Annotated in this window: 16 protein-coding genes; 4 read left to right on the forward strand and 12 right to left on the reverse strand. The window is 44.6% G+C overall.

Features of this window, described 5'->3' with window-relative positions; translation table 11 throughout:
* The first annotated feature begins 411 nt into the window (after positions 1 to 411).
* Together gntB and ACR6Z4_RS16630 are read left to right on the forward strand one after the other, a co-directional pair.
* Positions 412 to 1,653, forward strand: coding sequence for a guanitoxin biosynthesis L-arginine gamma (S) hydroxylase (gene gntB, locus ACR6Z4_RS16625; RefSeq protein WP_479718416.1), 1,242 nt, complete (start codon positions 412 to 414; stop codon positions 1,651 to 1,653).
* 623 nt (positions 1,654 to 2,276) lie between these two features.
* On the forward strand, positions 2,277 to 4,463 hold the full coding sequence (locus ACR6Z4_RS16630; RefSeq protein ID WP_479718417.1) for an ATP-binding protein: 2,187 nt from the start codon (positions 2,277 to 2,279) through the stop codon (positions 4,461 to 4,463).
* A 25-nt stretch (positions 4,464 to 4,488) separates the two neighbouring features.
* Here the strand turns inward: ACR6Z4_RS16630 and ACR6Z4_RS16635 are convergent, their stop codons facing one another.
* The 3 genes from ACR6Z4_RS16635 to ACR6Z4_RS16645 form a co-directional block, all read right to left on the reverse strand.
* Complete coding sequence (locus ACR6Z4_RS16635; RefSeq protein WP_479718418.1) at positions 4,489 to 6,612, reverse strand: protein kinase domain-containing protein; 2,124 nt, start codon at positions 6,610 to 6,612, stop codon at positions 4,489 to 4,491.
* Between the two features lie 383 nt (positions 6,613 to 6,995).
* Positions 6,996 to 8,135, reverse strand: coding sequence for an amidohydrolase family protein (locus tag ACR6Z4_RS16640; RefSeq protein ID WP_479718419.1), 1,140 nt, complete (start codon positions 8,133 to 8,135; stop codon positions 6,996 to 6,998).
* Positions 8,136 to 8,188: 53 nt separating this feature from the next.
* Positions 8,189 to 9,514: a glutamine synthetase family protein gene (locus ACR6Z4_RS16645; RefSeq protein ID WP_479718420.1), complete on the reverse strand. Its 1,326-nt coding sequence runs from the start codon at positions 9,512 to 9,514 to the stop codon at positions 8,189 to 8,191.
* Here ACR6Z4_RS16645 and ACR6Z4_RS16650 point away from each other — a divergent pair.
* Together ACR6Z4_RS16650 and ACR6Z4_RS16655 are read left to right on the forward strand one after the other, a co-directional pair.
* The gene (locus ACR6Z4_RS16650; RefSeq protein WP_479718421.1) at positions 9,513 to 9,734 is read left to right on the forward strand and encodes a hypothetical protein; all 222 of its coding nucleotides are present in this window, start codon (positions 9,513 to 9,515) and stop codon (positions 9,732 to 9,734) included. The two genes, ACR6Z4_RS16645 and ACR6Z4_RS16650, sit on opposite strands and share 2 nt — an antisense overlap.
* A 243-nt stretch (positions 9,735 to 9,977) precedes the next feature.
* Positions 9,978 to 10,451, forward strand: coding sequence for a hypothetical protein (locus tag ACR6Z4_RS16655; protein WP_479718422.1), 474 nt, complete (start codon positions 9,978 to 9,980; stop codon positions 10,449 to 10,451).
* Between the two features lie 206 nt (positions 10,452 to 10,657).
* Here ACR6Z4_RS16655 and ACR6Z4_RS16660 read toward each other — a convergent pair whose 3' ends face one another.
* The 9 genes from ACR6Z4_RS16660 to ACR6Z4_RS16700 all read right to left on the reverse strand — a co-directional run bounded on the left by ACR6Z4_RS16660 (position 10,658) and on the right by ACR6Z4_RS16700 (position 15,790).
* Positions 10,658 to 11,008, reverse strand: a complete 351-nt coding sequence (locus ACR6Z4_RS16660) for a DUF5615 family PIN-like protein (RefSeq protein ID WP_479718423.1) — start codon at positions 11,006 to 11,008, stop codon at positions 10,658 to 10,660.
* A gap of 5 nt (positions 11,009 to 11,013) precedes the next feature.
* Positions 11,014 to 11,346: a DUF433 domain-containing protein gene (locus tag ACR6Z4_RS16665; protein WP_479718424.1), complete on the reverse strand. Its 333-nt coding sequence runs from the start codon at positions 11,344 to 11,346 to the stop codon at positions 11,014 to 11,016.
* A 177-nt stretch (positions 11,347 to 11,523) separates the two neighbouring features.
* Positions 11,524 to 11,796: a hypothetical protein gene (locus ACR6Z4_RS16670; protein WP_479718425.1), complete on the reverse strand. Its 273-nt coding sequence runs from the start codon at positions 11,794 to 11,796 to the stop codon at positions 11,524 to 11,526.
* A 184-nt stretch (positions 11,797 to 11,980) separates the two neighbouring features.
* Positions 11,981 to 12,643 (reverse strand): competence protein CoiA, encoded by a 663-nt coding sequence (locus ACR6Z4_RS16675; RefSeq protein WP_479718426.1) that lies wholly within the window; start codon positions 12,641 to 12,643, stop codon positions 11,981 to 11,983.
* A 117-nt stretch (positions 12,644 to 12,760) separates the two neighbouring features.
* Entirely contained in the window at positions 12,761 to 13,111 is a 351-nt protein-coding gene (locus ACR6Z4_RS16680; protein WP_479718427.1) for a DUF5615 family PIN-like protein, read from the reverse strand.
* Between the two features lie 8 nt (positions 13,112 to 13,119).
* Positions 13,120 to 13,437: a DUF433 domain-containing protein gene (locus ACR6Z4_RS16685; RefSeq protein WP_479718428.1), complete on the reverse strand. Its 318-nt coding sequence runs from the start codon at positions 13,435 to 13,437 to the stop codon at positions 13,120 to 13,122.
* 236 nt (positions 13,438 to 13,673) lie between these two features.
* The gene (locus ACR6Z4_RS16690; protein WP_479718429.1) at positions 13,674 to 14,873 is read right to left on the reverse strand and encodes a glycosyl hydrolase family 28-related protein; all 1,200 of its coding nucleotides are present in this window, start codon (positions 14,871 to 14,873) and stop codon (positions 13,674 to 13,676) included.
* Positions 14,874 to 15,378: 505 nt separating this feature from the next.
* Positions 15,379 to 15,597 (reverse strand): DUF6887 family protein, encoded by a 219-nt coding sequence (locus ACR6Z4_RS16695; RefSeq protein ID WP_479718430.1) that lies wholly within the window; start codon positions 15,595 to 15,597, stop codon positions 15,379 to 15,381.
* Between the two features lie 70 nt (positions 15,598 to 15,667).
* Complete coding sequence (locus ACR6Z4_RS16700) at positions 15,668 to 15,790, reverse strand: DUF6888 family protein (RefSeq protein ID WP_479718431.1); 123 nt, start codon at positions 15,788 to 15,790, stop codon at positions 15,668 to 15,670.
* Between the last annotated feature and the right edge of the window lie 51 nt (positions 15,791 to 15,841).

A 15,841-nucleotide genomic window follows, 5' to 3' on the forward strand; every position in this document is an offset into this window, starting at 1 on the left:
ACGGCGATCGCCCATTCAAACGATTCCATACTCGATCGTTTTTAATCCACGATCTTTAGAGTCATCCTAAAAAATAATGATTTTTAGTAGCGCGGGCGTTACCTACGCTACTAAAAATCACGCTGCAAAAACCACTCTCTATCTCAGAAATTCAGGATGGATATTTAGTGTATTACTAAATACCTATCCTGTTTTTTTTGCGATCGCTCACCCTACCCACCTGAAGTGGGTTCAAATAGCGATGAGTTTGACTCATTAAGCCGTTATCTGATAGCCAAAAATCTAAGTTCATATCCGTATGAATTGTAAGTTTATTGTGATCATAGATAGATGTAATTGAGTATTTTCACGAAGTATTGTTGTTATGTCATTTAAGTGAGACGGCTAACCCATCCGATAAAGATTAAGGGTATGGCTGGAAGAATTTTATGTTGTGCGAGTGCCATTTATCCAACAGAAACTTTCACCTTTTTTAAGGTCATCAGAAATTATACGGATCAATCAGAGTTTTTACTGAATGAAGAATTTGTCTTCATCCCTAACCTTGCAGAATTTTTAGGAAAACCTAGTAAAACTGCTGAAGCATTCTTCCTGAGAGAACAGATCAATAGCGTATTTACTGTTATGAATCTATCTACCGAAAAGCCCAACCCCAGTAGAAGTTTTCAGACAAAGGAATATAGACAATACAAGTTTTCTTCAGAGATTAGAAACCAACTGCGAGTATTGAGCCAATTGGATAATTGGCATGGTTGCTTAGCTCTGATAGAAGATTATGCTGTAATTCTGACTTGTGTTTGGATCACAAGCCAAATCACATGGCTGTTCTATCCTGTTGCCCTAATTTGCATTGGCTCCCGACAACGTGCCCTGGCTACTTTGTTGCATGAGAGTGCTCATGGAACCCTGGCAAAAAACAAAATCTTGAATGATGTTTTAGGAACATTTGCATCTGGATATTTGATTTTCCAGCCGATGGCAGATTACAAGCGATCGCACTGTATAGGGCACCATTCTTATCTTGGTGATCCCCAACGAGATCCAGATCTAAAGTTCTACTATGAGCAAGGTTTGTTTGATCAAACCTTAACAGCAAGGGAGTTTTTGATCAGACATATCATTCAACCCTTATGTCTGTTCAAAGTACCCCACTACCTGTTGTATCTGGTGAAACATCGATTATTTGCATCCAAGAACAACTACCAGGAAAAAATTATTTTGTTCGTCTATCTAAGTCTGCTGGTTTCTATTACCATCGGCTTTGGTTATGGACAAACTTTAATCTGGTTTTGGTTGATTCCTTACGTCACCACATTTCAGGTATTGGGATGGTTTATTGAAGCCAGTGAGCATTATCCCTTAGTTACTCAAAGCAATCTAGATTTACATATGTCTAGAAATCGCCTGAGTCCCTGGTATGAGGCATTTTTTACCAGTATTCACTGCGAAAATTTCCACCTGATTCATCATTTAATACCCTTTATTCCGTTTTGGAATTTGCCGAAAGCTCACCAGATTCTGTTGGATGATATCAATTACAAACGATGTAACAATTGGACGGGCGGAATCTTTTTCCCTTCGCAGGGTAAGCTGAGTATTCTTTCTAGTTGGCTCTACTATATTCAAGTGTTCCAGAGCCGATTTCCAGAATAAGGCGATTTCTAGAAACGGTCACCCCAGCAAGCCGTAGGGGGCGAAGCATTCGGACAATAATTTTTGCCATTGACCAAAAACGATTTAACGAACGCTTCGCTCTTACAAGGGGTAACATTTTTCAGAAATCTCCTAAGATTTCGCCTCAAACGGTTATCAGCAGATTACGGTATATTGCGGTCAGGGATCGATCCATACGCGCCACCGTCGTCGCTCGCTTAAACAGCATTACAGGTTAATCATCTACAATCCTTAATCCAGCTACGAAATTGGGTGGGGGTGCCGCGGCACCCCCACCCAATTTCGTAGGGCAGATCAACAATGACCCTAAAGATTGGGCACCGTACCATACGGATCACTCACGAATCCAGATGAATACGTAAGTGATCCGTTAGATTACCCTGAAAAATAGGGAATAGTAAAACAGCACGGCTTCTCCTGCATGCAAGAAATAGTGTACAATTCGACGCTATTAAAGATGATGGCTACTCACTTCTCAGGATTCAGCAAGAACGTTAGTTTGGAAAACCGTTTTTCCCCAAAGAGCTATAGTTTCAAAACTGCATGTCTTGCCAGCCAAGGTTTACCCACAATGACGTAGTGTTGGCTCCCCACTTGTATCCATGAATCTTAATCGCACGAACAAACCCACCCGTCAAATTCCGCTTCGTCTCATTCTAGTCGTTCCTTTCCTGCTGCAAATTTTTACGGCTGTGGGGTTGGTCGGATTTTTGTCCTTTAAAAACGGACAGCGGGCGATTAATGATTTGGCAAAACAGCTAGAAGAAGAAGTAAGTTTGCGGGTCGATCAGCATCTGGATAGTTATTTAGCATTACCTCACCAAATTAATCAACTGAACCTGGATGCGATTCAACAAGGGATACTTGATCCCAGGGATGTAGAGACGGCTGGACGCTATTTTTGGAATCAAATCAAGACGTTTGAGAATTTTAGTTTTATTGGCTATTCCCTCACCGACAGAACCCTGGCAGGAGCAGGGCGTTGGCTCCAAGGTCACGATATTGTTGTGACACTGCACCCGGCAGGAAGCTTACAAGACTTAACCTATGCCACAGATTCACAGGGCAATCTCAAGGAAAAAGTTTTCGAAACGGAGTACGATATCCTGACAGCACCGTGGTATCTCAAAGCAGTAGAAACGGGAAGACCCGTCTGGGGTCCTGTTTCGATAGAAGCTGGCTTTGATGGCTATGTCTCGATTATTGCCGGGGCTCCCATGTATGATGCCGATGGTCAACTGATTGGAGTCGTTGAAACAGATTTGCTGTTGTCTGCCATCAATGAATTTTTACAAGACATTGATGTGAGCGAATCTGCCCAAATTTTTATTATGGAACGGGATGGCATGTTGGTTGCCAATTCTGGAGATGAGCCTATGTATGAGGTGCTGGAAAATGATGAAGTTCAGCGGATCAATGCAACAAACAGCGAATCGCCTTTGATCCAGGCATTAGCCAAGCAGGTGACGCAACAATTTGGCTCGTTTGATGCCCTTCAGGATGCTAAACAATTTAATTTTCAGTTTGATGGCGATCGCCAATTTGTTTATATCAAGCCCTGGACAGACGAGTATGGGTTGGATTGGTTGGTGGTTGTCACGGTGCCCGAATCTGACTTTATTGCCCAGATTGAAGCCAATACTCGCACAACGATCTTATTGTGTCTGATTGCTTTGATTGTCGCAACCTTGTTAGGGCTTTATACATCCCGCTGGATTGCCGAACCAATTTTACACTTAGGCAAAGCAAGTCAAGCGATCGCCTCCGGAGATTTAGACCAGGAAGTGCCGCCGTCATCGATTGGAGAACTCAACAAGCTATCGATATCATTCAATCAAATGGCAGGGCAATTGCGGTCATCGTTTACAGCACTAGAACAAGCTAATGCAGATTTAGAAGAACGGGTCGTCGCCCGGACAACTGAGTTACAACAAGCCCTCGACAATTTAAGTCGCACCCAGGCGCAAATGGTGCAAAGTGAAAAAATGTCGGCGTTGGGCCAAATGGTGGCAGGGGTAGCTCATGAAATCAACAACCCGATTAACTTTATCCATGGCAATCTTAGCCATGTGACGCAATATACCCAAGATATGATGCATCTGATTCAGCTGTATCATCAATACTTTCCCGATGCGCCAGCTGAGATTCAAGCAGAACGACAAGCGATTGATTTAGAGTTTGTCGAAGAAGATTTAATTAAAGTATTACGCTCGATGAATGTAGGCACGGAGCGTATCCAGAAAATTGTGTTATCCCTGCGCAACTTTTCGCGTTTGGATGAAGCTGAATTTAAGGCAGTAGATATTCATGAAGGGATCGATAGTACATTATTGATTTTGCAACATCGAATTAAAGCAACACCCAGCCATCCTGAAATTCAAATCATCAAAGATTATGCATCCATTCCTCCGGTTGAGTGTTATGCTGGGCAGCTGAATCAAGTATTTATGAATGTTCTCGCCAACGCCATCGATGCGTTAGAAGAACTCAATCTGCAACAGATGGAAGAGTCTGATCATCCGTATCCAGGAACGATTACGATTCGCACGTCTATGGTTGATCAATGGGTAAAAATTGCGATCGCAGATAATGGACCAGGTATCCCTGATGATGTCCGAGAACGCGTCTTCAATCCGTTCTTTACCACGAAACCTATTGGTAAAGGGACGGGGATGGGGATGTCGATTAGCTATCAAATCATTACCGAAAAACATGGCGGGAAGATCGATTGCTTCTCGCGCCCCAACCAGGGCACAGAATTTGTCATTCACTTACCGATTTACCAATAAAGTAGCAGTTGTTGTGTGATACCACTCAAATACATTGCCAGAGGTGAATCGTGCCATCTTTGCGTCCTGCGGCGATCGCCCGTCCATTGGGACTAATTGCCACCGATAAAAAGCCAATGCTGGGAGGAGAATAAGTTTTGAGCGGGGGTTTCATATCCCAAAGATATAACCGTCCAGCCCGAACACATGCCAGCATCTCGCCATCCGGACTAAATACAAGGCGTGAATACTGCGCCCGATCTGAGGTTTGATGCAATTGTCGCACTAATTTTCGATTTTCTACATCCCAGATTTGCACCCCTAACGAACTGCTGCTGGCAAGGAATTTACCATCCGGGCTAAAAGCTAAGGCATGAAAGACATGAGGGGCGGTGGTTGAATTGGCTTGTAAACTCGGGGGAGGATGCAAGTAATAAGTTTTTTGCGTCTTCAGCCGGAGCAACTTGATCACAGGACAATGTTTATCCCTCACCCACAGGCTGACGGGCAAGGCTAACAATCCGCCATCAGGGCTAAAGGCAAGCGGAACATTAACAATGGCACCTGCCAACAGAAACTGAACGATCTTACCTGTAGCAACATTCCATAGCATCACTTTGCCTTCAACCTGAGTGCGGTAGGCATCATAGCCACCACTACTGGCAGCAATCGTTTTACCATCCGGGCTGAACGCAAGAAAATGTAAGGGATCGGGATGCCCTTTCAGCACGGTTACATGATCGGTGGTTAAGTCATGGAGGTGAATGGTTTTATCTTCACTGGCAGAGGCAAGCAGTTGCCCGTTGGGGCTGAAGCTCACTGCCCGCACGCGATCGCCATGGGACGACAGCGTTTTAACAACGTGCCAATGTGCCAGATCCCAAAGTTTGACGGTGCTATCATCATCGCCGCTAATAAACCCTAATTTAGAAATGCCACCGCTGCCACTGGCTACTGCCGTACCATTGGGGCTAAAGGCTACTGACCAGACGGCACCCTGCCCATTTTGCAAAATTGCCACCAGACGCAGATTGGTATAGTGTATGTCCGGCGCGATCGCCCGTAATGGTACGGGAGATGATTGAGAGGGTGCTTGAGATGATACTTGAGAGGGTGCTTGAGAGGGTGCTTGAGATGATTGTATCGAGGGAGAAGCTGGCTTGGTAGCGATCGCATTTTGAATCGAACTGTGCGACCGACGTACAATCCCCTTCTCCGATAATGCTGTCATGACACTGATTGCCGATGGATACCGTTCACTGGCGGTAAGTCGTACCAATCGGTCTAAAATGTGACTCAACTCTGGGCTGACAGGATTGTTGACCAGGTAATCTTTCCAGACAAAGGCAGCCTGATTAGCATCATATAAATCAAACGGTTCCATTTGGGTCAGAAGATGGATACAGGTCACCCCCAGGCTATACAGATCACTGGCAAATACTGCTTGTCCCCGCAGTTGCTCTGGGGCAGCATAACCCGTTGTGCCAATGTTAGTGCCGGGTTGAAAGGGGGTTGCCTCCGTGATGGCTTTGGCGGCACCAAAATCAATCAGCATTAACTTGCCATCGCTGCGACGACGAATCAAATTTTCTGGCTTGATGTCTCGATGAATCACCTGATTGTGATGAATAAAGTGGATGATCGGCAGCACATCCTTAAGCAGTTGCCGGATCTGGACTTCGCTAAACGCTCCTTTTTTTGCCAATTCTTCTGCCAGGGTTTGTCCATCCACAAACTCCTGGACAATGTAATGTTGACCCCCTTCCTCAAAATGGGCAAAAAAGTCTGGAATTTGCGAATGGGGTCCCAAATCTTCGAGGCGTCGGGCTTCCCGTTCAAACAGCTCAACGACTTTCTGCCGAAAAATCGGGTTGTGGTTGGCACAATACAACTGCTTGATCACACAGATCTGCCGACCTGTACCTTCATCAATGGCTAGAAAAGTCTTGCTAAAACCACCTGGACTCAACGGTTTCAGGGCTCGATAGCGACCTTGCAGCAACAACTGCGCTCCGCAAGCTTGGCAAAAACGACTATCATCGGGGTTTTGAGGCTGTGGACAACGGGGGCTGAGGCAATAACTCATATTCAGTGGCGATCGCACCTGGGTTTCTAGATTCAGTTGAATGTCCTTCGTTATTCGCCATCGACCGAAATAGTCATCGGTCAATTGTTGAAACCCTTAGCTGGTGGATGCGGTGGAATACTATTACTTGGTTAGGATCACAGATTCATTAACCTGTAATTCTTTTTGAGAGAACGGCGGCGGAGCCGCCGTTCTCTCAAAAAGAATCGGGTTTGATTAAATCCACGATCCTTAGTGGGATGGGGCGAAAATTTCGTGACCCTACCATTTTATGATTTCCAACTAAAAAAGGCAGCCCTGTTTGGCATTAGTGACATTTTGACATACTGACTATAGCGGAATGGCACTGACTTAACGATCCGAACCGCCCCCCAACCCCCAAATCTGGGGGAGCCGGATCGGAAGTTCACCAGATTTAGAGGATTTAAGAGGCTGGTTTTTGCTTATTTCAGTGACATTCGGTTTTATTAAATCCCCGATCCTAAAGGATAGAGATCGACACAATTTTGCCGTAAAATTTGCTGGGCGATCGCCTCTGCTTCTACAGCTGACAATTCTCCAGACGCGATCGCTGCTTCTAGCACCTCAGCTAAGACTTGCCGTCCCCATTTGGCAGCCAGATAATACAGCTCTGGAATCAGATGGGCATCCGAAGAATAGAGTAGCTTGCTGGTGGGGCTTAGTTCTAACAGCATCTCAAGGGTTTGTCTCATGCCAGTTTTGCTGAGAAACGGAATCGCTAACCCAAAATCAACATAGGCATTGGCATAGACGGCTGCCAGATAGCCTGCTTCTCGGGTAAAGGGATAAGATGCATGAAGTAAAACAATAGGTGCGGCTTGATAGCGAGGATTTTCTAGCAACGGTCGCAAGTGCAGGGGATTGGCTAAACGCAAGTCTAAATCCGGATCACCAAAGCCTGTATGAAACTGTACAGGAAGCTGATATTGAGCGGCGATCGCCAATGCTTCTTGCACTAAGAAATCAATCAAGGGTTTATGAGATAGACGAATCGGGCGATCGCCCGCAGCATCCTTAATGGCATAAAAACAATCGGTTGCAATGTCCAACGAAACCGGGTAAATGTCTAAGCCAGTGCGATACGCCGCAATACTTTTGAAGCCAATCACCCCTTGCGGGGGTGGATCTAATTCACTGCGAAACCATTCTAAAAACACATCAAATCGACCGACTTCAGCAATCATTTGCTCTGCCAACCATTCCAAGCGCAGTAGCTTGTGAGTGGGGACAAATTGTTGATGCCAAGCCAATGGCAAAATCTGATTGGGCAAAAAGCCATCATCCATCAAAATTGCTTCCAGATTGGCAGCGGTGAAACATGTCTGAGTTAACGCTTCCAAGCCCAATTCAGTTCGTTTGGTTAAAATGGCAGATTCAGTTGCTTCACATTCCAATAATGCAGCAATCTCCTTTAAACTGCGACGAAAACAGAGCGTGTGGCGAGCGTGATGGTTGACGATGCCATCCGCATAGCCTTCGGTAAATGCTGCCGTGTAAGGAGTTTGTGCCATCACCTCTGGGCGCACCAGATTGTGGGCGTGGTGATCGACCACAGGAATGCTATTGAGCGTTGCAATCAGACTCATAAAAACGATCCTAAAGGGTTTGTCAGCAGGACGCTGGCAACAGGGATTGTCTGTCAATAACGGTCTAACAAAAGAGTGACTTCATCATCTAGCCCTCGTTCCTTAAAAAACTCCCATTCCGCTGTACGAACAGCTAAAAATGCCTGTGCCAGTTCAGAACCCAGGGCATCCAATAATAAAGTATCGTGCCGTAGATGGGCGATCGCCTCTGCCAAATTTTCTGGTAAGCGGTCAATGCCGTTGGATTGTCGTTCCTCTGCCGATAAATGCCCCGGATCGGTCAGCACCGGATCGCCCAACGTCAGGCTTTGCTGAATGCCCTCTAACCCGGCTGCCATCACGGCTCCTAACGCCAAATAGGGATTTGCCGAAGCATCCACCGTTTTTAGCTCAATATGGGTTGGGCTGGGAGTTCCCGGATTGCTGGGCACCCGCACTGCTGCTTCGCGATTATCCATCCCCCAGCATCGAAACGCGCCACTCCAAAAATGGGGCTGCAAGCGTCGATAGGAATTGCTGCTGGGCGTTGTCACCGCCATTAAGCTGGGTAGATGCTGCAATATGCCAGCTACAAACGCACGCGCCGTTTCAGACAAGCCACCCTGGTGATCGGGAATCAAATTGTTATCCGCTTGCCACACACTGAGATGCAAATGACACCCACTTCCTGCGTGATTGGCAAAGAGTTTGGGTAAAAACGAGGCTCGTAACCCATGCTGCAAGGCGATTCCCCGCACTGTTTCACGAAAAGCAATTTGCCAATCTGCTGCCTGCAACGCATCCGTATAACGAATCGAGAGTTCATGCTGCCCTGGTCCCGCTTCAGGATAGTAGCGTTCAACCGGAATACCCTGCCGAAACAGAGCTTCAGCAATATCATTGATGACTGGATGGTGCAAATCCATGCCCAAGGTTGCCGCAAAGACCGTCTGATCCGCCGGGGTCAGGTTATCCGGTCGCAGCAAATAAAACTCATTTTCAAACGCCGCCTTAATTGTCAGCCCCAATTGGTCTGCCTGGGCAATCATTCGCCGCAAAAATCCACGGGGGCATAATGCCCAGGGCGCACCGTCGCGGGTAACGATATCGCCCATCACACGGGCATGGCTAGCCGCATAGGGCAATGCATTGAGCGTAGACCAGTCGGGAGCCAACCACACCTCACCAACCGGCCCTAACCCACTCCCCTCCGCGACGGCGTCATACATAACGGGAATGGCTTGCTGAGCGACAGAAATGCCAATGCCTTGATCTTGATGTTCGGTCAGAAAGTACGTATGAAATGCTTTGCCGCGAATGACATTGGCATTGTCGCACCACAGAATCCGAACAAAGCGGATACCTTGATTTTCCAGCGTTTTTGCTAATTGATTGCCCATGGAATTGTGCGATGAATGGTGGAATAAATATCTAGACAAAATCAATCATCTCTTTTCAGGACGTGCGCGCCTTTGGTGCGCACGTCCTGAAAATCCGGTCAGTCATTCTTTCTGTTCATCTACTGATAACCCTTTAAAAAGAACCGATCTGGAATTGCAACCGATAAACCGTTTTGCGATCGCCTTTGATTACAGCGTATTTCATATTCATGAAGGATGAGGCGAGGTGAGAGCGTTGCCCCCAGCCAGAGGTTCCACCCCTGCACCCCGTTTTTTGTACCTCGTCAACTGAGACCGTGCTGTATCTTAAAAATCAATCGATGGGAGGGGAAAATCTGCGGAAAATTTTGAATTTTATGGCTCAGATCTACTACTATAAAGAGTCTAATCAAGAATTTCTGCTATCTTGATCCAAGTCTCGGATTATGAGTTAGGATATTCGCAAAGTTTGAGGTCAAAAACTATGGGCGTGAGGTCTAAAGCATTGCTTGGCGCACTGGCGCTAGCCGTTTCTTCCACACTGTTAATCGATGCTGCGATCGCTCAAGAAGCCAATCGAAGAGCACCGAGCACAGTGGAAGCGCAACCGATCGACGATGCATTCTTAGATGCTTTCTATACCAGGGATAGAACCTTCTATGAAAACCGCCGACCTCCTCGAAATCTGACCTGGATCACCGGCCCCTTTCCGGAAAACGAAATTATGGAAGATGGCAGTGCGGTTAATCGCCTCTATCGCGTCGTGATGGAGCAGCAAGGTGAAAGCGATCCCTACATTCGCACACCAGATATGACCAGCCCCTACGATACCTCGTTACAACTATTGCCACCCTACGAACCCAGCCCTATTCCTCCGGCACAGCCCTACTACTTCCCCCTACCTCCAGGTTCATCAACCTCGCCTAGAGCGCCAGGTCCCGTCCCTGCACTTTGGTAGTTAGACATTAAAAATAAAAAACAAATCCCGATGATGGTGTTGTGCAGTTTAGCCACAGTATGCCAAAGTCGGGATTTTTTAATACCTGTTCCGGGGTACTCAAATAGCCTGAGTATATCCAACTCTCAAATCTTGCCAGCGATCGCACTACTTCATTTCAATCAACTCTCTGATTCACTTCAAAACGTGGAAGTGGCGACGCACTTTCACAAAGGCAAGTACAACACTATTCCCTTCCATTCTGCTTGCTGACTACCTTCGTTAATTAGCAATAACTCATCAATTGCTTGTCGAATTGGCATTCGATCATTGATAACAAAAATCCCTGCCATGACTTCTCTTCTCGCCAATCGGTCATAAGCAAAATTTGGCATTGTTGCGCGATCGTGAGTAAGAAGAATACGTTCATTCATTCCTGCCCACGCTAAAATTGCAGAATCGTCTACTTCTCGTAAACCAACATCTTGAACTCGAATTAGATCAAGATTAGGCTGACGCAAAAACAGCCCTCGAACAATGTCACCGTTAAAGTTCTCATCGCTTAATAAACGCAACATCACCTTTAATGTTGACTCTGTTGAGATAATAAGCGAGTGCGGATTAGGCTTAAATCAGGTTGAATACTGGATAAACGTTGCCGGACTGATTCAGCTAACTGCTCTCTCTGGTTTAAGTACGCTTCTACAGTATCTTGATGTCTGAGATAGTATGCAATTGTGCTGTAGACGTCAGACAACGATAGCGTTGTGTATCGATGAACAATAGATTCTGGGGATGCACCATCCTGAAACGATCGAATTACAGTCTCTAATAAAACCCTGGAATTCCCAACCCGAATCGCTCCAGTTTCGTCTTCTCGCAAAGGTGGTGTTTCGCATTCCAGAACAAGGCTCATAAACCGACTTCCCTGAAGCTATAACAGAATAACCACATTTTAACTCAGTATGCAATTGCTCTGTTGTTCGGTTGAATCCTGTGTTTGCGATCGCATCTTGTATAAAAACTGTTCTATCTAATCGACAGATTGAGAGTGAAATAATGGGTTCAAATTCCGCATTTACCACACCCGTGATCATCCTGGTTTCCTAATGCGTCCACCAAAATGACGAATATGCCGAGAACCAATCCGAACCATCCAAATTTGAGCGTTTGGATGGCAAACTTCAAGGCGATCGCACGCAATTATTTCACTCGCATCGACTTCAAAATCTCCGGTTTCAAGATCGATCGCCACTATCTTGCCATGATTGCCTGCTTCAACTTGAGAGCGGATCTGACTCTCATAAATTTCATCGCCACGTCGAGAAAATTCTTCTTTGCTGTAGCGAGGCTGTCGAACGTTCATTGAGCTTGCCCTCATTTCAGCTTGCTCTTCCATTTTAATCTAGGCGATCGCCCCTATAACAAACTTGCAAATCTTGTTGGCGATCGCACTACTTCATTTTAATCAACTCTCTGATTCACTTCAAAAAGTAGAAGTGGCGATCGCACTTTGTTGTGGATAAATTAAAAGTTATGAAACTTCTATGTCATTCTTCTTTTGGTTCTGTCCAGAGTCCCCCAAAAAAGTGAACAAACTCCTTTTTGAGATAGCATTTTACTTGACCATTTTTTGTTTTCGAGTCGTATTGCCTTAGATGTAATATGAAAGGATCTCCGAAGTCAATGTAAACATGACTGCGTACTTTTGACCACTTTTCAAATAATTTGCTTTTGCCACACCACCTGAAGTTCATTATTGTCGGATCATTTGAGTCTATCTCTGTAATGCTTAAATTAAAAAAGTATACCTTGTCCAACTTATTTGCTAAACCATTAATAAGCCAAATCATTCTGCCATGTTTATGATAGAAAGATTCTCTGGCTTCAATTTCGTCAGATTTGATGGGGTAACTTTGTAGTTCGATAACTACATTTTTAATAGAGTACACATCAGCGATGTGTTTTTCTCCTGTGATACTGTCTTTGAAGAGGTACTCTTGAAGCTCTGGTGGAAAATAAGATTTCCAGGTTTTATGCCATTCTGATTCATTTTCCCACCATGGGTCACACTCTGAGTTTTTCTTATGTGCCCAATGATGGGTGACAAATTCTCCGCACTTAGCAATTACTATACTGCTACAACAAGGACATAGCCCTGTCAGTCCCTTAGCAGGCGTTTGACGAACATTTCCAATATAAGCAAACTGCATAATCTTTTATGATTCAGAAGATAGAAGTCTAACGTTGCCCCTCATCTGACGCAGATATCCTTGGACGCCAAACAGATAACCCTTAACGAGTAGATGCATGAGTATTTTTAGACTGTGTCAAAGGGGTAGCTTAGCAATTCGATTTATCCATTCTTCTGAACTAGATGCTGCCCAAATCAGCAATAATTCGTCAATGATAAGCTCAATTGGTAGTCTTCTGGAAACAATGATAACTCCTGAACTTTGATTGCTAATGATAAACTCAGCAAACTCCGATGGCATCGTTTTGCGATCATGGCTGACAAGAACACGTCCCTGCTGCGCTGCGATCGCCAAGACTCCTGAATCTTTAACGCCTTCTAACCCAGCAGCCAAAGCAGTTTGAAAACTAACTGTAGGTTCGCGTCGTAAAACACCTGTTACGATCGCCTGATTCAAATCAGCATCAGCTTGATAACGAACAGTCATGGTTATACTTACTGCTTCGCGGCTTTAGCTGCCATAAGTTTGTCATACAAATCAGGATCTATGGATTGTAGAGGTTGGGGCATAGAATCGAATGCCTCTTCCTCAGCTACCAGGTAAGCATCAATCTCAGGACAATTAGCAAGGTAAAAGGCGATCGCCCCATAAACCTGTTCAAGAGTTAGTAATGGAAAAGACTGAACAATACTTTCGGGTGAGAGACCGTTTCGAAAAGCGTAGACAATTGAGTCCAGAGAAATCCGAGTCCCCTCTACCCAATAAGCATCGTTTCGATACTCCACATAAGATTTAGGGGTTAGGACTGGCATACATTTATCTCAACGCTAACTATCTCAATTATAGACAAGCTTAATGGGGGCGGCGATGGCACTTATCAGTCTCTTGCATAGGATGCAGCTAATACATTCTACTCAAGGGCAAGCGATCGCGCTAACGTTCCCACTCACCGGACAGAGATAACCTCTGCATCCTAACCAGAAAAAAATGCCGTTCCAGTGCAGTAGGTTTGTTATGTCGCGTTTCTACTTTACGGTTGGCTGAGAGGCTAATCTACTATATTTCCTGTACCTTGATCTAAAACTTTATTGGCACGAATTGCCTCAAATGTATTATTTGTGACTCTATTTTCCCTTGTATTTTTTTTCAGCCAAACGGCTTGGTCAGGAAACCATTTAAATGAGTTACCAGTGATGATTGCGTGTTCAAGTTGAGGTTCAGGGGGTACATCCCCTATTATTACACCGTTAGCATGAAAGGGTTTTCCATCTGGAAGTATGGCTCTATCACCTGGACCTTTGATGCTACAACCACTGACTGTAACGTCAAGACTTTCAACAAAGTTGATTGCATTTCCTTGATCATTAGCAACCCTTATAGGATTACTATCAGAAGAGCCATCTGGACGACGAGCGGCGTGCTTAAGATCGCAGTCCGTCACACGAACAGATGAGGAGTTCTCAATAATGAAACCACTACGACGATAATCAATGTGTCCATTAGAAAAGGCAGCAACGTAAACATTGTTTCCTTGGATGCCTATAGTATTGAGCACAAGTTCAAAATTAGCCATATAAATGCCTTCAACACTATCGAAGCGGAGCGCTGTTCCATAAAAGTTTACATAGAAATCTGAAATTAGATACTGCGTAGACCTTGTCTCCGAACTAGCAGCTTTTTCAAGAAATAGGGCTTCTGTTTGTAAAGCATCGCCCGAATTGACTACAAAGCTAGATCCAATGATTTGTACATTTCTCATAACACTATTGTATGCGTGTCTACAGTGAACTCCACGAGTCCATATGTGATCACTACCCGTATACAAACCAGCACCCTTAATCTGAATATTTTCGAGTACAAAGTGTTGGATAACCGACTTATTTCCGTCATCCCAACTCATAAATAATGCTGTTCCGCCTAAGCGTTTTCTGGTAACAAAAGCAAGATCACTAACATGCAAACTATTAATGTAGTTTCCATTAAATCCACCTCCTTTGAACTCGAAGCCACCATCACTGGTATCCCACTCGATTGCACTCAGTCCAACTCCATCACCTTTGATTCTGCAAGGAACATTGGAGATTGTGTGCTTAGTAGTTGTCAAGTATTTCCCCTTTGGAAAATAGAGAACTCCGCCCCCTGCTGCGGAAAGTTCTTTGATAGCTTTATCAATAAAACTACTATCATTTACACTGCCATCCCCAACCGCGCCAAAAGTGGTTACATTAAAAATATGAAATTTGGTCATAGTTGTTCCTTTGACTAGGACTGTGGAAGCGGCATAACTCGTTATTAGGCGGAAAAATTCTATCTAACTACCTTATAGAGGATCTTAGGCGGAAGATTTTCTGTCTATTTACCCAATTTAGGATCTTAGACAGAATTTTTCTGTCTATCTACCCGAAATGAGATCTTAGGCAGAAAATATTTTGTCACTATAGCTTTTCTCAAACCGATCGATGGGAAAGTTTCAGTAAATCTTCAGATCCACTGAAAAAAGTTATAGGAAATATATCTAATTTTTGAGAAGATTACGCGGTGAGGGAGGGACACGGGGACACGGAGCAATAGCTATGGGTTGAAATTCTCTGTGTCAATTGACATTGCTTATCCATCAACTTCAAAGAAAACCTTCAATAGTGCGATCGCTTGTATGCAATAGTTTTTGGGTAAATGCCAAATGAGAAGGTTCAATCAATGTACGTTTGACTGATTCATGGATGGCGATCGCTTTCTGCTGTATTTGGATTAGCCTATTGGCTGTTTCGACGTCTTGCTGTTTCTAATTTTTGCCGAATTGCAGCTTGTACTTTTTCATCAAAATTAGGATCATCGAGACTAGCAATAATCCTGCGGGGACGTTGATTAACTCTATCTAAATAAGCTTGAAAAGCAGCTTGATCTCCACGATGTTTGAGAAAGTACTGCTTCAATTCAGCATCAGACATGGCACCATAATCAATCTGACTCATCGGATAACTCTCCGTCAGGCAAAATTTAGAACTCTAACTCTTCGTCATATCCAGCCAGAACATATACATTTCAGGTGCGCGCATCAAGGCACATTAAATGAATAGGCTGAAGCATCGTAAAGGTCAGTTGATAGCCAATACGATACAAACTCATCAGTTGAGCAGCAGTAGGAGGCATTTCAGGTAAGCACATCACACCATCTGCTGCTTATTGTAGCAAGTGTTTCCGTTAGCTCATGATTGA

The sequence above is a fragment of the Calyptranema fuscum S582 genome, from assembly GCF_055793305.1.